The sequence below is a fragment of the Dehalococcoidia bacterium genome (assembly GCA_021295915.1).
Lineage (GTDB): Bacteria > Chloroflexota > Dehalococcoidia > Lucifugimonadales > UBA1123 > VXRN01.
The window spans coordinates 1-22168 of the sequence record JAGWBK010000022.1; the positions used below are offsets into that span (position 1 = coordinate 1).

Annotated in this window: 25 protein-coding genes and 2 pseudogenes; 9 read left to right on the top strand and 18 right to left on the bottom strand. The window is 58.7% G+C overall.

Annotated features, from left to right (window positions below; translation table 11 throughout):
• Positions 1–75 precede the first annotated feature (75 nt).
• Together J4G14_07910 and J4G14_07915 are read left to right on the top strand one after the other, a co-directional pair.
• Positions 76–1032 carry an NAD-dependent epimerase/dehydratase family protein gene (locus J4G14_07910; protein MCE2457728.1) on the top strand — a complete coding sequence of 319 codons (957 nt, stop codon included), beginning with the start codon at positions 76–78 and terminating at the stop codon, positions 1030–1032.
• A gap of 39 nt (positions 1033–1071) precedes the next feature.
• A complete protein-coding gene (locus J4G14_07915) occupies positions 1072–1968 on the top strand; it encodes a nucleoside hydrolase (GenBank protein ID MCE2457729.1) in 897 nt (298 codons plus the stop codon).
• Between the two features lie 15 nt (positions 1969–1983).
• On the opposite strand, the pseudogene J4G14_07920 reads toward J4G14_07915, so the two are convergent.
• Positions 1984–2762: pseudogene (locus tag J4G14_07920) on the bottom strand (TatD family hydrolase).
• Between the two features lie 134 nt (positions 2763–2896).
• Between J4G14_07920 and J4G14_07925 the strand changes: the two are divergent.
• Complete coding sequence (locus J4G14_07925; GenBank protein MCE2457730.1) at positions 2897–3871, top strand: flippase-like domain-containing protein; 975 nt, start codon at positions 2897–2899, stop codon at positions 3869–3871.
• 64 nt (positions 3872–3935) lie between these two features.
• Here the strand turns inward: J4G14_07925 and J4G14_07930 are convergent, their stop codons facing one another.
• Positions 3936–4196, bottom strand: a complete 261-nt coding sequence (locus J4G14_07930; protein MCE2457731.1) for a hypothetical protein — start codon at positions 4194–4196, stop codon at positions 3936–3938.
• Here J4G14_07930 and J4G14_07935 point away from each other — a divergent pair.
• Positions 4195–5625 (top strand): ABC transporter substrate-binding protein, encoded by a 1431-nt coding sequence (locus J4G14_07935; GenBank protein ID MCE2457732.1) that lies wholly within the window; start codon positions 4195–4197, stop codon positions 5623–5625. The genes J4G14_07930 and J4G14_07935 overlap by 2 nt on opposite strands.
• A 22-nt stretch (positions 5626–5647) precedes the next feature.
• Here J4G14_07935 and J4G14_07940 read toward each other — a convergent pair whose 3' ends face one another.
• The 10 genes and pseudogenes from J4G14_07940 to sufB form a co-directional block, all read right to left on the bottom strand.
• Positions 5648–6094, bottom strand: a complete 447-nt coding sequence (locus tag J4G14_07940; protein MCE2457733.1) for an SUF system NifU family Fe-S cluster assembly protein — start codon at positions 6092–6094, stop codon at positions 5648–5650.
• Positions 6081–7300: pseudogene (locus tag J4G14_07945) on the bottom strand (cysteine desulfurase). The gene J4G14_07940 and the pseudogene J4G14_07945 overlap by 14 nt, the downstream one beginning before the upstream one ends.
• Positions 7301–7350: 50 nt before the next feature.
• Positions 7351–7656, bottom strand: a complete 306-nt coding sequence (locus tag J4G14_07950) for a non-heme iron oxygenase ferredoxin subunit (GenBank protein ID MCE2457734.1) — start codon at positions 7654–7656, stop codon at positions 7351–7353.
• 89 nt (positions 7657–7745) lie between these two features.
• On the bottom strand, positions 7746–8213 hold the full coding sequence (locus J4G14_07955) for an Rrf2 family transcriptional regulator (protein ID MCE2457735.1): 468 nt from the start codon (positions 8211–8213) through the stop codon (positions 7746–7748).
• A gap of 31 nt (positions 8214–8244) precedes the next feature.
• The gene (locus J4G14_07960; GenBank protein ID MCE2457736.1) at positions 8245–8706 is read right to left on the bottom strand and encodes an SUF system NifU family Fe-S cluster assembly protein; all 462 of its coding nucleotides are present in this window, start codon (positions 8704–8706) and stop codon (positions 8245–8247) included.
• 179 nt (positions 8707–8885) lie between these two features.
• The gene (gene sufD, locus J4G14_07965) at positions 8886–10202 is read right to left on the bottom strand and encodes a Fe-S cluster assembly protein SufD (GenBank protein ID MCE2457737.1); all 1317 of its coding nucleotides are present in this window, start codon (positions 10200–10202) and stop codon (positions 8886–8888) included.
• A 24-nt stretch (positions 10203–10226) separates the two neighbouring features.
• A complete protein-coding gene (gene sufC, locus J4G14_07970) occupies positions 10227–10985 on the bottom strand; it encodes a Fe-S cluster assembly ATPase SufC (protein MCE2457738.1) in 759 nt (252 codons plus the stop codon).
• 21 nt (positions 10986–11006) lie between these two features.
• Positions 11007–11504 carry a DUF1643 domain-containing protein gene (locus J4G14_07975; protein MCE2457739.1) on the bottom strand — a complete coding sequence of 166 codons (498 nt, stop codon included), beginning with the start codon at positions 11502–11504 and terminating at the stop codon, positions 11007–11009.
• A gap of 20 nt (positions 11505–11524) precedes the next feature.
• Positions 11525–11938, bottom strand: coding sequence for a PaREP1 family protein (locus J4G14_07980; GenBank protein ID MCE2457740.1), 414 nt, complete (start codon positions 11936–11938; stop codon positions 11525–11527).
• 13 nt (positions 11939–11951) lie between these two features.
• Entirely contained in the window at positions 11952–13412 is a 1461-nt protein-coding gene (gene sufB / locus J4G14_07985) for a Fe-S cluster assembly protein SufB (protein MCE2457741.1), read from the bottom strand.
• Between the two features lie 205 nt (positions 13413–13617).
• Between sufB and J4G14_07990 the strand changes: the two genes are divergently transcribed.
• Genes J4G14_07990 through J4G14_08005 form a run of 4 tightly spaced genes read left to right on the top strand, consistent with a single transcriptional unit; the run spans position 13618 to position 16963 of the window.
• A complete protein-coding gene (locus J4G14_07990) occupies positions 13618–14160 on the top strand; it encodes a DUF3090 family protein (GenBank protein ID MCE2457742.1) in 543 nt (180 codons plus the stop codon).
• A gap of 34 nt (positions 14161–14194) precedes the next feature.
• The gene (locus tag J4G14_07995) at positions 14195–14986 is read left to right on the top strand and encodes an SCO1664 family protein (GenBank protein ID MCE2457743.1); all 792 of its coding nucleotides are present in this window, start codon (positions 14195–14197) and stop codon (positions 14984–14986) included.
• 60 nt (positions 14987–15046) lie between these two features.
• Positions 15047–16231 carry a tRNA guanosine(34) transglycosylase Tgt gene (gene tgt, locus J4G14_08000; GenBank protein MCE2457744.1) on the top strand — a complete coding sequence of 395 codons (1185 nt, stop codon included), beginning with the start codon at positions 15047–15049 and terminating at the stop codon, positions 16229–16231.
• Positions 16232–16252: 21 nt separating this feature from the next.
• Entirely contained in the window at positions 16253–16963 is a 711-nt protein-coding gene (locus tag J4G14_08005) for an SOS response-associated peptidase (GenBank protein ID MCE2457745.1), read from the top strand.
• Between the two features lie 297 nt (positions 16964–17260).
• On the opposite strand, the gene J4G14_08010 is transcribed toward J4G14_08005, so the two are convergent.
• The 6 genes from J4G14_08010 to J4G14_08035 form a co-directional block, all read right to left on the bottom strand.
• Complete coding sequence (locus J4G14_08010; protein ID MCE2457746.1) at positions 17261–17491, bottom strand: hypothetical protein; 231 nt, start codon at positions 17489–17491, stop codon at positions 17261–17263.
• Between the two features lie 9 nt (positions 17492–17500).
• Positions 17501–17737, bottom strand: a complete 237-nt coding sequence (locus J4G14_08015) for a glutaredoxin family protein (GenBank protein MCE2457747.1) — start codon at positions 17735–17737, stop codon at positions 17501–17503.
• Positions 17738–17876: 139 nt separating this feature from the next.
• The gene (locus J4G14_08020; protein ID MCE2457748.1) at positions 17877–18332 is read right to left on the bottom strand and encodes a ferredoxin:thioredoxin reductase; all 456 of its coding nucleotides are present in this window, start codon (positions 18330–18332) and stop codon (positions 17877–17879) included.
• Positions 18333–18442: 110 nt separating this feature from the next.
• On the bottom strand, positions 18443–18964 hold the full coding sequence (locus J4G14_08025) for an alpha-E domain-containing protein (protein ID MCE2457749.1): 522 nt from the start codon (positions 18962–18964) through the stop codon (positions 18443–18445).
• Positions 18965–19053: 89 nt separating this feature from the next.
• Positions 19054–19971: a transglutaminase family protein gene (locus J4G14_08030; GenBank protein ID MCE2457750.1), complete on the bottom strand. Its 918-nt coding sequence runs from the start codon at positions 19969–19971 to the stop codon at positions 19054–19056.
• Entirely contained in the window at positions 19944–21326 is a 1383-nt protein-coding gene (locus tag J4G14_08035) for a circularly permuted type 2 ATP-grasp protein (protein ID MCE2457751.1), read from the bottom strand. The genes J4G14_08030 and J4G14_08035 overlap by 28 nt, the downstream gene beginning before the upstream one ends.
• A gap of 349 nt (positions 21327–21675) precedes the next feature.
• Between J4G14_08035 and J4G14_08040 the strand changes: the two genes are divergently transcribed.
• A partial coding sequence (locus tag J4G14_08040) for a zinc ABC transporter substrate-binding protein (protein MCE2457752.1) occupies positions 21676–22168 on the top strand: 493 nt, incomplete at its 3' end.

The window sequence follows — 22168 nt, forward strand, 5'->3', positions numbered from 1 at the left end:
CGCACAAGATCGGCATGGGATTCGATGCTCCGGGACTGGGCACCTTGAGCTTCGACTTCAGTGATACAGTCGCCGATGACTGACGGACGGCTGCGAGTTGCCGTAACAGGCGCCGCGGGCTACCTCGGCAGCAGGCTCATCGAGCGCCTTGATGAGGGAGATTCGGTCAGCTACATCCTGGCGACCGACATTCGGGCACCCAGCTCTACCTACGGTGAACGTACAAAATTCGTGAAGCTCGACGTCACCGAACGCTTCCCCACACTTCTTGCCCAACATGACATCGACGCGGTCGCACACCTGGCCTACGTGCTCAACCCCGGACGCAACCATGACCACGCCAGGAAGGTGAACGTACTGGGCACAGAACACCTCGTGGAGGCGTGTCGCAACTCGGACGTGGCCCACGTCGTCTACCTGAGCAGCACATCGGTGTACGGAGCCCACCCGGACAATCCCGAGTTTCTTACCGAAGAGCATCCCGTACGGCCAATCCCGGGATTCCAGTACAGCGAGGACAAGGTAGCCGCCGAGCTGCTACTTACCGAGTATGCTGAGGAGCGTCCAACAACCGCCGTCACGATCCTGCGTGGGTGTCCTGTCATGGGGCCACGCGCAGATAACTTCATTGCCAATGCGTTCCACAAGCCGGTCCTGCCTCGCGTTGGCCATGCCGACCCACCAATGCAGTTCACCCACGAAGATGACCTGATGAACATAATCCTGAAGTGCCTGGAGGATAGGACAGCGGGGACCTACAATGTCGCCGGCGACGGCACCATCAGCTGGACTCAAATGGCGGTAGTCATGGGGCGCAGGATGCTGAGGCTCCCTCCAGTGGCGTGGCGATCACTCACCTCGCTGGCATGGGAACTCGGTCTGCAGTCAGACGCCCCCGCATGTGGGCTGGACTTCATCAGCTACAGGTGGACCGCCAGTGTGGACAAGCTGAAGCGCGAGCTCGGATTGCAACTGAAATACACGTCCAGTGAAGCGTGGGATTCGTTCGCCACTCGTGCCGGACGGCGATGAATTTCTCGTAAGACCGAAGTTGTACATACAGGAAGTGCCATGAAAGTAATCATCGATGCAGACACAGGAACCGACGACGCCATTGCTCTTGTCATGGCAGTCAACTCGCCGGAGCTGCAGATAGGCAGTGTCACGGCCGTTGCGGGAAACGCTCGCCTGGCTGACACAACGCGAAATGCACTACGACTGCTTAGCTATCTCGGCCGGCCTGACATACAGGTCTCCAAGGGCGCAGACAGACCCCTGAAGGTGAAGAACAGGTTCTCCTATCATTACCACGGTCCACGTGGTCTGACGACACGTCTGCCAACTACCGACTCCAGGCCAATTGCAGCGCGGGCTGCCGAGCATATGCACACTGCCGCTGAACAGGCTGACGGTGAGCTGGAGATCATCGCGCTGGGTCCATTGACCAACGTGGCGCGAGCGATAATGCGAGGACCCGAACAGATGAGACATGTGAAGCGCATCTACGTGATGGGGGGAGCCGTCGAGGTCCCTGGCAACGTGACGCCTTCAGCCGAGTTCAACATCTACGCCGACCCTCATGCGGCTAGCATCGTGTTCGACTCGGGAATTCCAATCACTCTCGTTGGCCTGGATGTGGGAGACGCCGTGGGATTCGACCGCAACGGAACTGACTGGCGTTCAGGCACCTCGAAAGGCGAGGAGGTATCGGCCCGGATCATGCAGGGGTGGTTCGATTCACACCCAGGGCGCGACGTCTACGTCCTGTGCGACCCGGTTACGGTTGCCGCCGCAGTGGCGGCCGACCTCTTCCAGTATAGACACGGATCGATTACGGTCGATGAGGATGGCGAGCATCGCGGCAGGACGAAGGCTAAATACGGAGATGGAAACGTGACCATAGCTCTCAGCGTCGACGAAGATCGTGCGCGTGCCTTCGTTCTCGAAAGGCTTGTTACCAGGGACTGACGGGCCCGAGGCGGCTCACGAAAGATGTTCTGCCGATTCCAGGTAGCTGAGCATGGTGTCCCACCTGGCGCCAAGTACGTGACGCATGTTTCGCGTCGTGACTTCTTCCACTTCCTCCACGAGCTCTGCCAGAGTCTGAGCGACGTTGGCAACGTGCCTGGGTTCTGTCCAGTTTTCGCGCTTGGACTTGAATGGCTGGGGCGCCGCATCTGTCTCCAGGACGATACTCTCCAGGGGAACCTTGACTGCGGCCTCCTGCAGGTACGTGAGCCGCAGCAGGGGTCGCGCAAGCGAGATGTAGAAGCCGAGGTCCATGACCTTCTTCGCAGTCTGGAAGTCTCCCTGGAAGTAGTGCATGATGCCGCCGACATCGTAGGCACGCTCTTCGCGCAGCACGCGGAACGCCTCGTCGTGAGATTCGCGACTGTGGAACACGACTGGAAGTTCGAGCTCGCGGGCCAGCCGAATCTGCTCCCTGAAGGCAGGGTACTGGATGGCGCGGTCAGGCGCTCCTTCCATGAAGTCCAGGCCAATCTCGCTCATCACCAGTACAGGTTCCTGAGAGTCTCGTAGGTCTGGTCTGTGAACGGCTCGCGGATGTCCATAGGGTGGATGCCCACACCTGAGAAGAAGCCGTCGTACTTCGCCGAAAGCGCGAGAGACCTCTCTGTCGAGGGTATAGTCGTTCCTGCCGAGATCACGGCGTGAACTCCCACATCTCGGGCGCGGCCGAGTATCTCCCCGACTTCTGTGTCCGAAAATGAGTCCAAGTGCACGTGGCTGTCTATGTACATGCTGGAGAGTCGCCCGTCCCGCAGGAGTCTTCTGTTATGGTCAATCGTCCCTGGCGGTCATTATACTAGCTCAGAATGCAATCGCCCGCGCACCGCGGGCGTTGTCATGTGAGGCATATTTGAGAAGTTGGGTGTTGACGGTCGCGAGAGTCGGGCTGGGAGTCGCTGCGAGCGGTCTCTTGGGTTGGCTCGCCGTAAGGGGCCTGGACTGGGGGCTGGTCGTGGATGCCTTTTCCGGGGTATCCATCACAATGATGGCCCTGGCTACGCTCGTTTTCATGGTTGCAAACTACCTGCGGGCCGTCCGCTGGCGAGCGCTCTTCGTCGACGGGACCGTCTCCACAAACCGTCTGTTCGTCGTGCAGAACATTGGCATAGGTCTTAACAACGTAGTACCTGTCAGGGTGGCATCCGAGGCCGTGCAGATAGCGATCCTGTCACTGCGAGATAACGTTCGGCCGTCAGTCGCGCTCGCCACCGTAGGAATGGAACGAGTTCTCGATCTAATCGTCAGCGCTGTGATACTGGGAATCGCACTGGTCTTGATTCCCGAGATGGAGCGGTTCACGCTCTACATCTGGGGAGCGATCGGCATTGCCGTCGCATCGGTGGTGGTCGTCAGAATCCTTGCATGGAGCAGCGCTGGGGTTGAGTGGGTGACTCGAATCACCTTTCTGGCAGAGTTCCTGAGCGCCGTGAAAGACCTGGAGAGGGAGAGGACCCGTCTGGCGGCTTCCACCGGAGTTACGTTCGTGTACTGGCTGCTGGTCGGAGTGACTGCGTGGATGATCGCAGATTCGATAAGTCTGTCAATCACGCCTGTAGTCGCGACCGCCGTCATCATGGGGACGATATATTTCGCCACCGCCGTGCCTGCGGCTCCCGCGGCAATAGGCACCTTTGAGTTTGCTGTTGTTTATGTGCTCGAGCTGTTCGGCGTTAGCCGTGAGTCTGGATTCGGATTCGCCATCATCACCCACGCCGTGTTCTTCCTGCCTCCAACGATCATGGCTGCAGTATTTCTGCCTCGTGAGGGAATCGGGTCTATCGGTCGTTTACGGTCTGCATTCGCTGGCCTGAAGGACAGACTGGAAGCGGAGTCTGCATGAGACTGGAGTTCATCTGGTCCACAGTGCTGAGTTGCCTGCTTCTGACCTTCGTCGCCGGTTGCGGTCAGAGTGTCGAGCCGACACCGACGCCTCTGCCAACGATAGCTCCGACTGCCACGGCTGTCCCGTCGCCCACCGCGACGCCCGAGCCGACCACTACACCAACTCCGCCAACGACAACTCCGAGTCCGACTCCGGCGCCAGTCAGTACGGCCACCCCTGTCCCAATTACCCCTACGCCGGCGCCCACTCCTGACTCGAGACGGCGCGGTGGGACTCTGAACCTGTCCACCTCCGAGAACATCGCCCACCTGGACGTCCACATGGACGTCTCCCCTTCCCTGTCGACGTGGGGGCCGGGAATCGCCTACTCACGTCTGCTGAGGCTCAAGTCGGGGTCGGACGTGAACCTGCCGAGCCTTGCCGTCGAGTGCGACCTGTGTACCTCGTGGACCATGGAATCGCCAACCACGTACAGGTTCGAACTCAGGCCCGACGCGCGGTGGCAGGACATAGGCCCGGTATATGCCAGGGCGGTCACGGCGGAGGATGTTGTCTTCAGCTATCTGCGCCAAGCCGGCCCGGAGCTTCCCAACTCAGCCCTGCTCTACAACGTCGCCGAACTTCGCCAACTGGACCAGCACACAATCGCGATCACCCTGGACTCCCCGGATGCTGACGCACTCCTGGCTTTCGCCGATGGGCATTCCAAGATTGTAGCCAGGGAGGCCGTAGAACTGAACGGCGACCTTCGCGACGGTCCCACCGTTGGGTCAGGGCCGTGGGTGTTGGCCGGTACGGCTCGCGACGACAAGCACGAATTCAGTCCGAATCCTCTCTATTATGAGCAGGGCCTTCCTCTGCTGGACAAGCTGAACATCCTGATCATGCCTGACGAAAGCACACGAAATGCCGCGTTTCAGACCGGCATGATCGATGTCATGAACATGAGCCCCGGAGAGTGGACTACTTACACAGACCGGTTCCCCCTTGCGCCCTTCATCAAGGTGCCCCAACCCGGAGTCGGGGCGGAGGTCGCGTTCAATACAACAGAGCCGCCGTTCGACAACCTTGAGGTCAGACGTGCGGCTATCCTCGGGATGGAGCCCATGAAGGCCATCGAAGAGCACTGGGGAGGATTCGGGTTCGTCGGTCAGGGCTTCTCTTCTGCATCGCCGGAGTGGTTGATTCCTCAGAATGAGATTGCCGGGCGTTTCGATCGACGCTCGGACGCAAAGACTCTACTTCGCAACGCGGGCGTGACTGTCCCGATCCCAGTGGTCATCACCGTAGGGGACTTTGGCGAGGCGTACACTTCTCACGCGCACGCGATCTCGGTGGAACTTCAGGAGTTGGGATTCGAGGTCGAGACGGACATAGTCAACAGGCGTGAGTTCGGCGAGCGGGTCTGGCTAGGCGGCGAGTACCAGATGATGCTTGGGCCTCCCGCGCCGATAACGGCTCCAAACGGCTTTCTCTTTCCCGTTCTTCACAGCGAGGGCATCTGGAACACGACCGGGCATAGGGACACGGTTCTTGACGAACTGATCGAGGCGCAGGCTGTGGAGTTCGACTCCAAGAAGCGTGCTTCTCTGATCCGAAGCATCCAGGAGCGCGTTCTTGATCAGGGATACAGGTTCATGCCAGCAGCCAAAGAGTCGATCTGGACCTGGCGTGACCACGTGAGGGACTTTCACCCAAACTTCAGCGCCTACGAGTATCATCACTGGGCGCGAGTTTGGCTGGATAAGTAGGGGCCAGGATCGAAACCTGCCCCTACCCCCGGCCTTCGATGGCGTCCTCCAGGGTTGACCATGCCAGAAGGGCACACTTGATCCTGACGGGAAACTCCCGCACCTTCGCGAGGGACCCCAGGTCACCCAGTTTGTCCAGCTCCGACGGTGTGGGATCGGGCCCCTGCATCATACGGTGGAAACTGCCTGACAGCACTTCGGCTTCCGCCAGGGTTAGGCCCTTGATCGCTTCGGAGAGCATCGAGCCCGTAGCCTGGTTGATCGAGCAGCCCTCGCCCTGAAAGCCAACCTGCGACACGCGAGACTGGTCGTCGAGCATGATCTGAAGGTGGATCTCGTCACCGCAGAAGGGGTTCACACCGTCAGCGATCACGTCGGCATCCGGAATGTTGGAAGGGTTCCTGGGGTGCCGGCGGTGGTCCAGGATCAGATCGTCGCGGTAGATATCGTCGAGGTTACCCAGCGCCATCCGAGAAGTACCTGAGAGCGCGCTTGACAGAGTCGACCAGGGCGTCGATCTCTTCCTCGGTGTTGTAGAGGTAGTAGCTCGCACGGGCCGTCGCGACTACGCCGAGCTCTCGCATCAGCGGCATGGTGCAGTGGTGTCCAGTTCGGACGGCTATCCCATCACGGTCGAGAAAACGATGTCCGAGTGGAACGAGATGATCCCTCCACGCTTTTCAGGGTCTCTCGGGCCGAAGATGACTACATCCTCTTCGAGTTCCTTGAACGCATCCAATGCGTAGGCGCTGAGGGCGATTTCGTGTGCTCGAACGTTTTCCATTCCGAGGTTGTCCAGGTAGTCGATCGCCGCACCAAAACCGATGGCGTCGGCGATATTGGGCGTACCCGCCTCGAATTTCATAGGCACGTCGTTCCACGTAGCGCGGTCGTACCAGACCTCGAGCACCATCTCGCCGCCCCGCATGAACGGCTCCATGCCCTCCAGGATTTCCTGCCTGCCGTATAGCGCGCCAATACCTGTTGGGCCAAGCATCTTGTGGCCGCTCAGGGTAAGGAAGTCGCAGTCGAGTGCCTTGACGTCCACGGGCATGTGGGGCGCGCTTTGAGTGGCATCAATGAGCACGGTCGCTCCGACAGCCCGCGCCTTGTCCACAAGCTCCCGGACAGGATTGACGATCCCGATGCCGTTTGACATGTGGACCACCGCCAGCAGCTTGGTCCTCTGCGTGATGAACTCGTCCACACGCGACATGTCGAGGCTGTTGTCGTCCTCCCGCATGGGCAGGATTCGGAGCTTCGCCCCCTTGTCTCTAGCAACCTTCTGCCATGGCACAAGGTTTGAGTGGTGCTCATACGGAGTGACGACGATCTCGTCGCCCTCGACGATGTTCTCTTCGGCCCACGTATATGCGACGAGGTTGAGGGACTCAGACGCGTTGCGCGTCCAGATAATCTCGTTGGAGCTATCGGCTCCGATAAAGCGGGCCACATTGGCGCGCGCTTCCTCGTACCTTTCTGTCGCCTCCTGGCTGAGCGCGTGTACGCCGCGATGCACGTTGGCGTTGTATCGCTCGTAGTACTCCACGAGCGCCTCAATCACCTGGCGCGGCTTCTGGGTGGTGGCCGCATTGTCCAGGTAGATCAGAGGCTTGTCGTAGACCTTCCTACTCAGAATGGGAAAGTCCTGCCTGATCTTCTCAACGTCTAACATGTACGAGGCTCCGGGGCATTAGCCCTGAGATGTGAGTATTGCTCAAAAGGCTAAACGTCGAGTTCGATGTCATCGCCATCGACCCGCACTGGGAACGTGTCGACCGGCACGACAGCCGGGAGCGCGGTAACGTCGCCTGTACGTACGTCGAAGCATGCGCCATGCCTGGGGCACTCTATCTCGTGGCCGCTGAGGTATCCCTGAGCCAGAGGTGCTTCGTCATGGGTGCATACATCGTCAATAGCGTAGAAGTCCCCGTCAACGTTGCAGACCGCTATGGCCCGGTCTCCAACTTCATAGACCTTGGCGGTCCCCGCCGGTACGTCCTCAACCTTGCCTACCTTAACGAATGCCATGATTGTCGCTCCTAGTCTGAATCTGACCTATCGATGTATCTACCGTTTCTCGTTCGTCACCTACGCTGAAGCCGACAAACGCACGGAATCTAGTTCTGAGTGTTGGAGAAGTCTAATGGTTGCGAGCCTGTCGACGAAGCCGAGAGTATTGCGTTGCTCCTGTCCACCAAGTCCCCAATTGTCCTGGAGCTAAGAATCTGGTCGACCGCAAGCTCAACCTCCTGCCAAACCTCCCGCTGTGCGCAGGTGGGCACATGAATGCAGGCGCGGAGGTCAACCAGGCACGCAACCAGGTTATCGCTCGGCCCAAGGCACTCCATGACGCTGCTCAGGCTGATGTCGCCGGGCTCCATCGCCAGAGTATGGCCACCCTGCCTGCCCCGCTGCGACCTGACTAGTCCGGCCCTCCCAAGCGCATGAAGCACCTGCGCGAGGTATGGCTCGGGAATCATCGTCCTGCCGGCAATCTCGCTGGCCCGCACCGGGGCGCTCTGGTGATGAAGCGCAAGGTCAACCAGCGCTCTTACTCCATAATCGACTTTGACGGGTATGTGCATGTCTCCACCTCCTCCGAAGCAGTTGGTATTGCTACTCCGTGGAAACAGTCTCTTTCTTCGACTCCTGAAGTGCAGATGCCAGGGTATGCACCGGCAGCGTCGCGCACTTAATTCGCGTCGGGTAGCCGGAGACCCCCTCGAGTATCTCGAGGTCTCCAAGTATCTCGTAGTCGAAGTCGTCGCCGGCTTGCCTGGTCAGGAGCATCCTGAAGTTCTCGATCACCTTCTTTGCGTCTTCGGAACTTCTGCCCTTGACTGCCTCGCTCATCATCGACGCCGCAGCCTTGGAGATAGCGCATCCGACAGCGACGTAGCCAATATCTTCGATACCGTCCTCTCCGTTCATGGTGAGAAACAGGGATATCTGGTCTCCGCAGAGAGGGTTGAAGCCCTCTGCGCTGCGGTCCGGATCGTCGATCTTCTTGAAGTTACGGGGCCTGCGGTTGTGGTCCATCACAACTTCGGCGTACAGGTCAGTAAGGTCGTTCATAATCATCCTCACACCTACCCTCACCCATCAAGGGCTTACAGGGGTAGGTAAACCGGCAGTTCGTTCGTTCCCGGATCAAGTCCGGGACGGGCTCTGAGCTTGTCGAAGGACATCCGCGGGAATGACGGTTTGTGAATACCTACCCTCACCCATCAAGGGAGAGGTGGCAGTGGATCGGTTCCTCAAAATGAAAATTCGTACTTCGGAATGGCGTCGAGGAACGACTCTTCCAGGTAGTCGTGCAACTCTGGTATGTCAACTGTATCGATGACCTCTGAAGTGAAGCCAAATATGAGCAGGCGGCTGGCGGTCTCCAGATCGATCCCGCGGCTGCGCATGTAGTAGACGGTTGACTCGTCTACGTTCCCTGCCGTCGCACCGTGGCCGCACTTCACGTCGTCGGCCCAGATGAACAGGGCAGGCTTGGAGTCTACCTCGGCGTCCGAGGAGAGCAGCAGGTTCTTGTCCGACTGCAGGGCCTCCGTCTTCATCGCCCCTTCACGAACGAATACCGTGCCTCCGAAAACTGCCCTTGAGCGGCCGGAGAGTATTCCCTTGTAGTAGAGGTTACTGGTTGAGTTTGGCTTCGTGTGGTCGATGTTGATGAAGTTATCGACATGCTGGTTGCCGGACGTTATGTACAGCCCGCTAAGGTCGGTCGAGCAGCCGTCACCAATGTGAATGTACAGGTCGTGCCTACCCATTCCGACACCCTTGTAGAAGGCGCGAGAGGCGAATCTGCTTCCGTCTTTCTGGTGGACCCTGGCGACTCCTACGTGGTAGGCCGAGTCGCCCTCGTCCATGAGTCGATAGTGCTCCAGCTGCGCCCCCTCCTCAACAACTAACTCGGCGACGCCATTGTTGAGGTAGGTGTTGTCTCCGAGGCCTATGTAGCTCTCGACGACGGTCGACTCTGATTCGGCGCCCGCAACGACGAGCACCCTTGGGTGGGCGACGATGCTATCTTCGTCTGAAGTGACGAACACCAGGTGCACCGGGCGTTCCATGCGCGTGCCTGCTGGCACATGTACCAGAGCGCCGTCGGTTATGAAGGCGGTATTCAGGGCGGAGAAGCCGTCGTCCTCGACTGAGGCGAGTGTGCCGATGTTTTGCTGGATTACGGCGCCGTCCCCACTCAGTGCATCCCGCAAACTCGAAACCGTGACGCTGTCCGGTTCGTGAGTATTGGAGAGGTCGCTCCTGTACTGCCCATTGATGAAGACCAGAGTGTTCCAGTCGTCCACCCACGGCGCAGCCTCTCGAATTACTTCGATCTCAGGGGCGCTCGCCTGGGTTGGGAGAGAAAATTCGGACCTGGCGATGGGAGCTACGTTGGTGTACTTCCATTCCTCGTTGCCCTTTCGGGCAGTGGGAAATCCGAGCCTCGAAAAGTTGTCATAGCCCTTCTGCCGGAGCGTGTTGAGCCAGGAAGGGCCTGTTGAAGGCAGACCAGAGTACTGGTCGGCGTATTGGCGATATGTGTCTAGTGTCTGTGTCATAGTTGCTTGGTTGGTCACCAACGGTTACCCGGTGACCGCAGCCTCCTCGATGATCCAGTCGTAGCCCCTCTCCTCCAGCTCCAGCGCAAGTTCCTTGCCGCCGGAGCGGACGATGCGGCCGTCGACCAGTACGTGAACGTAGTCGGGCTCGATGTAGTTGAGGATGCGCTGGTAGTGAGTGACCAGCACGATCGACTTTTCGGGGCTCCTGAACGAGTTCACACCGTCGGCCACCACGCGGAGCGCGTCGATGTCCAGTCCGGAGTCGGTCTCGTCCAACAGTGCGAGGCGGGGATCCAGGAGTGCAAGCTGAAGTATCTCGTTCCGCTTCTTCTCGCCTCCCGAATAGCCCTCGTTAACCGAGCGTCGCACGAGGTCGTCGTCTATGTTTACCAGTTCACGCTTCGAGTCGAGCATCCTGTCAAACTGACGGACGGAGAGCTCGGACTCGCCCTTGTGCTTGCGCAGCGCATCGACGGCAGCCTTGAGGAACTGCCACGTTCGCACGCCGGGAAGCTCCACAGGGTACTGCATGGCAAGGAATATGCCCTCTCGGGCGCGGGCTTCGGGGAACCACTCGATGACGCTCTGTCCGTCGAACAGGATGTCGCCGGACGTCACCGTGTACTCGGGCCTGCCTGCGACGACGTTGGCCAGAGTGCTCTTGCCGGAGCCGTTCGGCCCCATGATTGCGTGGACTTCGCCCTCGCTGACCGAGAGGCTTATCCCCTTCAGTATCTCGGTATCGTCAATTGAAACGTGTAAATCGCGTACTTCTAGCATTGCGTTTGTGAGTCCTGCCTTCTAGTTCAAGTTCCCAAAATAGCTAAGTGGTGTGTCCGCCCTTAAGTAGAGCGGATGCTTTGGTTGATTCTTCAATGTCATGCCAAGGTGGCCCATTTTCACACCGGATGCATGACTCTCCAGCATATTCATGACGTGCGAACCCCGGTCGAGGTGTTCTCCGTGATTGCCCCATGCGCAGACGAGTTCGTCGGCTTTGAGTGCGCAATCCATGATGTGTTCGTCGTTGTCGGCTCCAATCGGTTCCGGGTCTTGCCTGAGAACCGCTGGTTGGGTGGCCCTGAGACCAAATATGTTGCAGACCCACAGTGTGCCGTAGCCCCATGACCGTGCGAACCCTTTGGCTCGCGTCACGGTCGGGTCTGACTGTACCTCGTCAGCAGTGCTCGGATTCAGCATCAGGAACATACAGATACCGTCAGCGTCGGACAGTTTCGCCTCCAGCCAGTAGCGGTATCGGCGGTCTGAAGAGAAGACTGCGTTGTGGATCTTTTCCATAAGGACACTTGAAAAGGCACCTAGCGTCGCCTACTTCTGTTGGCCTGTGAGGGTCGTGGATCCAAAGGTCGTCCGGTGCGAGTCTCCAGACCATGAATCATCTCTCGCGCGTCCTCAATACCTTCGGCAATAGATATCTCAGGGAGCCAATCTTCATAGAAATTCTGGTGAAGACTGCTCACGCTCCCATATAGCCGCCTGATACTTCTCGGATCGTCGGTCTCATACGATAAGTCAGTGGCGATGTAGTTAAGGTCGGAGTGGGACCTGTTGCGCCACCCTCGGAACTTGGCAACAGACTTCAGATAGTGGGCAACTGCTCCCCACGCCTTCTCAGAAGCCTGTGGCAGATCGCCCGCCTCGAATTCTTCCTCCGCGTGCCGGAGGAAGCGCTCAGCGGTCACTATGTGATTCTCGATTTCGGCCTGAGTCATAGCTGAACTTGGTCTAGCCCACCGTGCCTTCGAGGCTTACGCGGAGGAGCTGGCTGGCTTCGGCGGCGAACTCGAAAGGGAGCTCCTTGAAGATGCCGCGGCAGAAGCCGTTGATGACCATGTAGTTGGCCTCTTCCTGGTCTATGCCTCGCTGCTGGAGGTAGAAGAGCTGGTCGTCGTTGACCTTCGACGTGGTGGCCTCGTGACCCATCCGGGCCGTGGGGTTTCTGACCTCGATGTACGGAATGGTGTGCGCTCCGCACTCGTCGCCGATCAGGAGGCTGTCGCACTGCGTGAAGTTTCTCGCGCCAGACGCGGACGGCATGATCCTGACCATCCCACGGTAGGTGTTCTGCGCCTTGCCGGCGCTGATCCCCTTGGCGACGATCGTGCTCTTGGTGTTCTTGCCCATGTGGATCATCTTGGTGCCAGTGTCGGCCTGCTGGTAGTTGTTCACCAGTGCGACCGAGTAGAACTCGCCGACGGAGTCGTCGCCCTGGAGTATCACACTCGGGTACTTCCAGGTGACCGCTGAACCGGTCTCGACCTGCGTCCAGCTAATCTTGGAGTTACGGCCGCGGCAGGCGCCGCGCTTGGTGACGAAGTTGAACACCCCGCCGTTGCCCTCTTTGTCGCCAGGGTACCAGTTCTGCAGGGTCGAGTACTTGATCTCGGCGTCTTCCAGAGCGACAAGTTCCACCACTGCGGCGTGAAGCTGGTGAGTCCTGCGAATTGGGGCCGTGCAGCCCTCGAGGTAGCTGACGTAGCTGCCCTTGTCGGCGATTATCAGGGTACGCTCGAACTGTCCTGAGTCGAGTTCGTTGATCCTGAAATATGTCATCAGCTCGATTGGGCAGCGGACTCCGGGGGGAACGTAGCAGAAGGAGCCGTCACTGAAGACTGCCGAGTTGAGAGTCGCGTAGAAGTTGTCAGTGTATGGAACAACAGACCCGAGGTACTTCTGCACAAGCTCGGGGTGCTTCTGGACCGCCTCGGAGATTGGGCAGAATATGACGCCCGCGTCTTCGAGCATCTTCTTATAGGTGGTGGCGACGGAAACGCTGTCGAGGACTGCGTCGACCGCCACGCCGCTCAGCTTCTTTTGCTCCTCAAGAGGGATGCCGAGCTTGTCGAATGCTTCGAGAATCTCGGGGTCGACATCGTCGAGGCTCTTGGGCCCGTCGTTCTGGGATTTTGGAGCTGCATAGTAGACCATGTCCTGGAAATCGATCGCAGGATATGTGACGTTCGCCCAGGTCGGCTCTTCCAGGTCGAGGCGTTCCCAGTGCCTGAAGCCCTTGAGACGCCACTCCAGCATCCACTCGGGCTCGTTCTTCTTGTGTGAAATGAACCTGACGGTATCCTCGGACAAGCCCCTTGGGGCAGTCTCCGATTCGTAATCGAATTCGAAGCCCCACTTGTACTGGGATTCCTCGATTCCGGTCTGCCTTGAGATGACCTTTTGTGTGGTCATAAAAGCGTCTCTCCTGTTTTGTTGATCAATGCAGTCAAGAATAGCAACCTCAAGTATAACGAAGCGTTTTCGCGCGGGTCAACTGATTTGCGCAAAGAGGAATTCCTGAAGCCTTCCAGGCGCATCCGAGCGGGTCAATCGATTCCACACTTATGTGTGCAGAACGTGCCCAGCTTACTTGCTACGATCAGGACTTAGGACTAATATGAACCGCAGTATTATGCCAAGAGCCAGAAACGAATTCACAAGTGTATCGAAGCTGAGCGCGGAGTCGTTTGGCGAACCGGGCCAGCGCACTTTCCGGATCCAAGTGGACAGCGCCAGCAGTTCGGCATCTATATGGATCGAGAAGGAGCAGCTCTTCCAGCTTGCCCTGGCCATCCAGCAGATGATGGCGACCCTCACCGAGGAGCAGGATCCCACGGGGGGACCACCGAATGATCGGGAGGCGCCCGGTCTGACCAGCCTGGACTTCAAGGTGATGAAGCTGGTGTTAGGTCACGACGCAGGTCGAGGGCTCTTCATCATCGACGCCCACGATGCTGAGGACGAGGAGCGGGCGACAATCCGGGTCTGGGCTGATAAGCAGCAGATCAGCGGCTTCTCCGAAGAGGCGCTGAGAGTGTGCGCTGCAGGGAGACCACTGTGTCCGCTGTGCGGAAGGGCAGTCGACCCTGACGGCCACAGATGCGCCCGCGTTAACGGCCACGCAAAGCTCACCCCTGAGGACCTGGCAGACCCGGAGTGATCCACTCCGAGTTCTGACAGCCGATACGCTCAGTATGGCCCGCCGCAACCGACAGTCCTACCGTGTCGTTTTTCCGGTCCCCGAGGATGCGACCCACGTCGAGATGGACGAGGACGAGGCACGTCCACTGCTCGAGTCCGGTGAGATTACCGGCGGCCACAGGATGCCCTGGGGTTCGAACTACACGTTCCTGGTGTGGATCGACGCCGGTCCCGGCAAGTATCTCCGAGCGATTTACAAGCCCAGGGACGGCGAACGCCCCCTGTGGGACTTCCCGTCGGGTACGCTGTACCAGCGCGAGCGGGCCGCGTTTCTACTGAGCAGGCTGTTGGGATGGCCAAACATCCCGCTGACGTTGCTCAGAGAGGGACCCTACGGCATAGGTATGGTCCAGCACTACGTCGAGAGCGACCCGGACGTGACGTACTTCGACATCGTGAAGCAGAATTCCAGCCACGAAGAGCTGCGCAAGATCATGGTGTTCGACCTGATCACCAACAACGCCGACCGCAAGGGAGGCCACTGCCTGGTCGGCACTGATCAGCGCATCTGGAGTATCGACCATGGGCTCACGTTTCATCCGAGCTTCAAACTGCGCACCGTGATGATGGAGTTCTGGGGTCACGAAGTACCAACGGAGCTGGTGGCCGACCTGGGCCGGCTTCACCGCAAGCTGGATACACGCTCGGAGGACACTTCAGAACTCAGGGAAACGCTCAGCGGACCGGAACTGAAGGCGCTCACGAAGAGGCTTCGGTTCATGCTCAGCGATCCTGTGATTCCAAGACTCGACCCCAACTACAACATCCCCTGGCCATTCGTGTAAGGGCAGTTTAAAGCTGCACATACAGAGGTACGCGAAGATTCATTTGAGGCTAACCTGACAGTGGCACGAACGTATCCCAGACCCGTTCTTCGGCTCGATGCCACCTCCGGGGCCGCTCGTGCGGGAGTGCTTCACACTGCGCACGGAGATGTGCCAACTCCGCTCTTCATGCCGGTGGCGACGCAGGGATCCGTCAAGGCTGTCGATCCCCCTGACCTTCGGGCTGTGGGCGCCAACATCGTTCTCGGAAACACGTACCACCTCTGCCTGAGGCCGGGGGTCGATCTTCTCGAAGAACTGGGTGGGCTGCACACATTCATGCGGTGGGACGGCCCGATCCTTACGGATAGCGGCGGTTTCCAGGGATTCAGCCTGGAACACCTGCGCAAGATCGAAGACGACGGGATTCTCTTCAAGTCACACATAGACGGCTCGCCGTACAAGTTCACCCCTGAGTCGACCGTCAGGGCGCAGGAGCAGATCGGGTCGGACATCATCATGCCTCTTGACATGTGCGTCCCTGCTGACGCCGACAGAGATACGGTTGAAAAGGCACTAGAACGTACTACGGAATGGGAGTCCCGCTGCCGGCAGGCCCATGTTCGTGAAGACCAGCTCCTGTTCGGCATAGTCCAGGGTGGGATGTTCGAGGACCTGCGGGAACGCTCCGCGAGTGAAATAGTCTCGCTGGACTTTGCTGGATACGCGATCGGGGGGCTCAGCGTGGGGGAGACCAAGTCCGAGATGTACGGGATGACGAAGCTCACCACCTCGCTGCTTCCCACCGATGCTCCAAGATATCTGATGGGGGTTGGCTCACCTGAAGATCTTGTTGAGAGCGTCGCTCAAGGCATCGACATGTTTGACTGCGTGCTGCCCACTCGGATCGCGCGCAACGGTGCCCTCTTCTCACGGGAAGGACGGATCAACATCTACGCGGCTCCCCATCGAGCCCGAGACGAGGCGCTAGAACCCGGATGCGACTGCTATACCTGTGAGACGTTCTCGGCAGCCTATGTGCGCCACCTGTTCAAGTCAAAAGAACTGCTGGGATTTCGCCTGGCGACGATCCACAATCTGCGTTTCATCCTCAGACTGATGGAGGAGATGCGCGTGGCGATTGTCTCGGGAACGTTCGAGTCATACCGGCAGGATTTCCACGCCAGGTTCAAGCCTCCCGATCAGCGTGTTCGCAGGGAACAGCGGCTGAAGTGGCTGAGTGCCCAGGGAAGACCTGGCGCGTGAAGGAACTAGGGGCTTTGCTAGATGTGCGGACGATTTGTGCTAGTCGATTGGTATGGAGTCGAGCAGAGGTTCGACCTGCCTGAAGCTGATCTCAGGCAAATTTCAGAGCGCTATTCTGAATTTGGAGAGTCGCCCTACCCCAGGTACAACATCGCTCCGACGCAAGAGATTCTCGCGATCAGGAACGACGGCGACGGCAACCGCGCGGAAATGATGCGCTGGGGGCTGGTGCCCTCGTGGGCGAAGGACCCGAAGATCGACAGCCGCATGATTAACGCACGGGCCGAGACGCTATCCGAAAGGCCCAGTTTCAGGGCTGCTTACAAACGTCGCAGGTGCCTGATCGTTGCGGACAGCTTCTACGAGTGGAAGCGCAACGGGAAGACCCGCACTCCGATACGAATCATGCTGGAGTCTGAAGAGCCGTTCGCCTTCGCGGGTCTCTGGGAGGCGTGGAAGCGTCCCGACGATAGCTGGATGCTGTCATGCACGATTGTCACGACGTCAGCCAACGAACTGGTGTCAGAGATCCACGACAGGATGCCTGTGATTCTCGACCCTGACACAGAGTCCGTCTGGTTGGACCCAGATTTGGACGATACGTCGGTGCTGTCGGACCTGCTTGCGCCGTATCCGTCGGACCTGATGACGGCCTATGAGGTCTCCAGGATCGTCAACTCGGCGGCCAACGACGTGCCGGAGTGTATAGCGCCGATCGGACGGCTGCTGTAGGAGGAGCTACCCGAGCGTGCGCGCAGCGAACCGTCTGCAAACCGTCCTTCGACAAGCTCAGGACGAACGGATGTGGCCTTCCGGGTTGACAAGCCGTCTACAGGCCACCCTTCGACAGGCTCAGAGCCTGCGCCGGACTTGATCCGGTGACGAACGCGTGCGGCCATCCGGGCTGACAAACCGTCTGCCGGCCACCCTTCGACAAGCTCAGGGCGAACGATTGGGGGGTAGCAAGGGCGGTTCGCGAACCTCCTCTACATCTCCACTAGCTACGGACCGTCCCTACATCTTCATGATCTAGTAGAAGGTGCAGCCGATTCCTCTGTAGCCGATGGTGACTTCACCGTCTTCGACGTAGACAGGGGTGATCTTTTCCCCGCCTGTCAACTCCTCGACCTCTGGCCAGCGTTCTGGGTAGTCGCCGAGGTCGACCTCTTCGTAGGTCTTGCCCTGCTCGTCTAGCTCCATCTTGACGGAGACGCAGATCGTGCACTCGGGATGGGTGTAGATTACAGCGGTACTTGCCACAGCTCGCCTCTAACCGTAGCAGCCGATGCCGTTGAAGCCGACGGTAACCTCGTCACCGTCGATCATCACCGGGCTGATGCGCTGCCCGTCGGTGTGGGGCAGCACTTCCGGCCAGCGGTCCGGGTGCAGCGACAGGTTCACCTCTTCGTACTCGATGCCGTCGCGCTTGAGCTGCTCCTTGAGCATATCGGTGTATCCGCATCCCAAGGTGGAATACACTGTGACTGTTTTGCTTGCTGTGCTCATTCGGACTCCTATTTCTAAGCCCTCTCCCTTGAGGAAGAGGACGAACCGCAGTTGAATGTCCCCCAGCCCTTAGATTCCCGCTTCCGCGGGAATGACGGACTGGGCCTGGTGAATGATGGATTGGGCCTGAGGAAGTGACTCAGGACGGGCGTTCCCGTCGTTCGATCTCGCGCTCCTCGGCCTTGTGTCGGAGCACTCGGCCCTTGTCGGGATGTGGGTCCTTCACTTCGCCGTACATCGCCCTGCCCTCGTGGTCTTCAGGCAGGTACTCGGTGATGGGCAGGCCCTCTTCATCGACAAATAGCAGGCAGTGGCAATACTTGTAGATCTGCATGTCGTCGCACGCGCAGATCCAGGTGCGGTGCTTGACCTCTTCCTGCTTGTCCGGGTAGAACCTGCACGGGCAGAGCGGACGTCCGGTGTCGTCTATGTTCTGGGCGAGACCCAGAATCACGGCCTCGGTGACGCCCTCTCCAGGATGAACATAAGTGCCGGACTTCTCCGTGAACTTCTCCACGAAGACCCGCATTCGCTGCATAGCTTTTTCGCTTGGTTGTTCTGCCACGGTATCCTCCTCGAGGGTTGGTTGGGTCATAGGCTGGCAGTGTGACCAACCTGCCGTCGCGTCTTTAAGGTAATTATAGCCCAATCGGGTGTCAACTTCTCGACGCTCACCTCTTATGCCTGTACGTGAAGCGAGTGCCGCTACTGCTGCATGAACCGGCGGAATACCTCTTCTTCGGAAAGGGCCTCCGAGTGGAACCATGCCCCTTCGATGGATTGATGAAGCTGATCAAGCTGAGTGAGCATGTCTGCCATGAGTGACGCCACTTCAGCGGCGCTGGAAGGCAGTCCGCCAAGATCATCCAGTATGCTAATGGCGACGCCGAGGTTTTGAATCACCTCGACAGGTGCAGCGTGAGTAGCGTTGTACCTGGCAGCCGCGAGGCAGCCTCTTAGCGAAGACCCGCTGTCACCAGAAAGCAGCGCGTCCAGCGGGGACTCGCCAGTCTCTAATGTTACGCCCCGAACGGATGCCGCCATTCGGGCGATCTCATCGAGGCCTGGAGACGTCTTCGTGTCGCCTCTATCCTGCTCGGCTGCCCACTTAAGCACGCGCGCGACAGTCTCCGCACGTTCAATCCAGCGGCCGAGCCACACAAGGTTGTAGACGCGGGAGTCTGTCAGCCATCGGTCCGTTCCCAAGGTGACTGTCCTGGGATCCATTTCTTCTTCCTCTCTTGTATTGAAAGTGGGGTTGAGTCCCGGCCTCTGGACTCCCGCGTTCGCGGGAATGACGGCAGGAACAATTGGTGTCAAAATGTGCTGACAACGTAAGCTTCGTTCAGCATCCGGAGAGCTTCGTTAAGGTCTGCGCTGACTTGCTCAAAACGTACCGACGCGATTGCTGCGTGTTCGGTTGCCCCTCCCTTCGACAAGAAGGAGCCCTTGACTGGAGACACGTCCGTGTAGTCCCGCCCGACGGACAGCTTCACGTAGTCGCGAGCCGGCGGTGCGATCACACCCCTGGTGGGGTCTGCGCCGATCCAGCCGTGCATCGGGTGCATGAACTCGACCCAGGAGTGGGTCTCGCCGGTCTGACCAGTGAGCAACCCACTGACGTACCGGCACGGAATGTCCAGGGCGCGCAGCATACCCAGGGCCAAGTGGGTCTTATCCTGGCAGACACCCTTCATGACGCTGAGCACCTGATCGGCGGTCGTTGCAACGTCGGTAGTGCCCCTCTTGTACTCTACTTCGGTGTAGACCCAGTTGGTCACTTCACGGACCACCCGCATCATCGAGTCGGAGCCCGAAGCAATTCTGAATGTGAGTGTGGCGACGGTGTCGGGGGATACCAGCGGCGAGGGCAACAGGTACTCCAGCGCGCCAGGCTGTCCTTTTGCCTCATCGATGTGCATGTCTTCAATGGCCGGCGCTTCGGTCGCCAGGCTCACCTGACCCGCGGTTGCGATCACGAGCGCCTCATGATGCTCTACTATGCGGGTCCTATGCACGCGGTTGCCGAACCGGTCGCTGTACTCGACTCCGACACCGGAGGGAATCGTCCAGAGTTCCCCCTTCAGCGGGTTCTGACCCTCACCCTCTCGCGGAAACAGCCTGATCTGGTTGTCGTTGTGCAGAACCGTACCGGAGTAGCCGTATCGAGCCGCGTAAATGTATGAGACGGTGAGGGACTGACGGGTTATCTCACCACCCAGGTCGGTTTGCATAGGCCACCCGAAGAGTTGTTGGTAATCCGTCCCCCGGGGAGGGCCACTCGAGTCAGGCCTCCGGGGAAGACTGTCACCTTACCATTTCCGTCCTGGATTGCGAACACGCGAAGGTCAATGTGCCGGGGTTCCAGTACTCCATCCGCGTCATTGAAGACCATGTGCTTTGAAAAGTCCAGCGTCTCCTGGGCGATGTACTCGTCCGGGTCTTCCAGTATTCTCTGGGCTACCTGGGCCCTGCGGTCTGCGTCAAGGTCCGGCATGACGTACACGCCGGTCCCGCCGTAGCCTTGCCGTTCCTTGACCACGAGGTCGTCAAGGTTGTCCATGACGAAGCGCCGAGATTCCGGATCCTGCATACTGTAGCTGGGCGCCTGGCTGAGTATAGGCGTCTCACCCAGGTACTTCTGGATCATTTCGGGCACCCACATGAATACCAGCTTATCGTCAGCGGCGCCTGCCCCCAGTCCATTCACCAGGGTGACTTTCCCGTCCAGATAGGCATCCCTCAGTCCTGGTACGAATATCTCAAGGTCCTCTACGCGCCGGTAGATGACATCCACCGGCACATCGCCGTCAATTGTCCGGGTGTAGACACGCCCATCGTATCCAACGTATAGGTCGGTACCCTCCACGAGAGGGATTCCCAGGACTTCGGAGAGATAGCGGTGCTCGAAGAAGGCTGAGCCATACTTGCCGTCCGTTAGCAGCACGCACATGGGAGAGGGGTTGTCGCACAGGGAGTGAAACATATCCAGGAATGCTTCCCTGATCCGATACTCCTCCACGTCATATCCGCTCGCGAACTCAGAAACGATTTCAGAGACCATCTCAACAGTCTTGAGCTGGTATGAGATGCCGGACGGAATCCTGAGATTGTCCTCCAGCACGTAGTATTCGCCGTCGCCCATATGAACCAGGTCGACACCATATATGTGAACGAAGATGTCCTTATTGGGCTTAAACCCCTGCACCTCCGGATAGAAGTACTGGGATGTAAACACGACGTCAGGAGGGACGATGTCCTGGCCGTCGTTGTAGAGATCGAAGAGGAATCTGTTCAGCGCCCGGATGCGCTGCGATACGCCTTCCGCAATTGCCTGCCAGTGATGGCTCGGGATGATACGGGGAATCCAGTCCGCGGGCGTGAGGCGAAACTGCTTGGGGTCGAGATAAAAGGTGAAAGCGTCGTGCTCAACCTGACGACGCGCGGACCGCCACCTCTCTGCAAGCCCCTCTGTTCCGAGCTTCTCCGCGACCTCTGCAAGGTGAGTGTAATGTGGCCTGGGTCGTCCGTCCGGAAACTGCCACTCGTTGAACACCGCTGCATCTTGCGTGAAGTCGGAAGTAGTCATAAACGGTCCTTCGGCTAGCTGAAAACGCAGGGGGCAACTTTGATTTTAGCAATCGGGACACGCTGGCTTCCAATTCCAGTGGAAAAAGCCAAATGCGAGTGTGTTCACTGAAATTTCATGATAGTTAGTCGCACTGATCACAGGCTCGACTACCCACATAACCCACTGCGGGCTATTGACACAGCGTCTCGCTTGTCTTATATTCTATTATCGACAGCCTTATTGACTTAAGGTATCAACTAGAGTCATAGTATGTATGGTAAGAAGTAATCTCTATTGAGACTGTTTCTCTCAAAAAAGTAAGACCTCAAGCTCCATGGAGGGAGGAGTTCACGGAGATATGATTGAAATGAAAACTTCATTCCACAAACTGATACTTATTATCAGCACGATAGCCGCACTAGGGCTCATCGTCGCTTGTAGTGATGACACTTCCCCGCCGGAGTCTGCTGCCAGTCCATCTCCTCCAACTATGGCTCCATCAGCGCAGCAGGCTCCGGCTTCTCCAACCACAGCGCCGGCGGCACAGCAGGCCCCTGCTCCTGCCCCAACCACAGCGCCGGCTGCCCCACAGGCTCCTGCGCCTGCTCCGACCTCGGCACCTGCAGCGGTGGTCAGTCCACCCGCAATGGAGCCAATCGAAGTAGTCACCACCAGCAACATAGTGGCTGACTGGGTGAGGCGTGTTGGAGGCGAGCGCGTGGACGCATTCTCGCTGTTGCCGCCAAATGCGGACCCGCACTCATTCCAACCCGGAGCCCGAGATACCGCTCGGGTTGCAGACGCAGACCTGATTCTAACGATCGGCCTGGGACTGGAATCCAGCTGGCTACATGAACTGA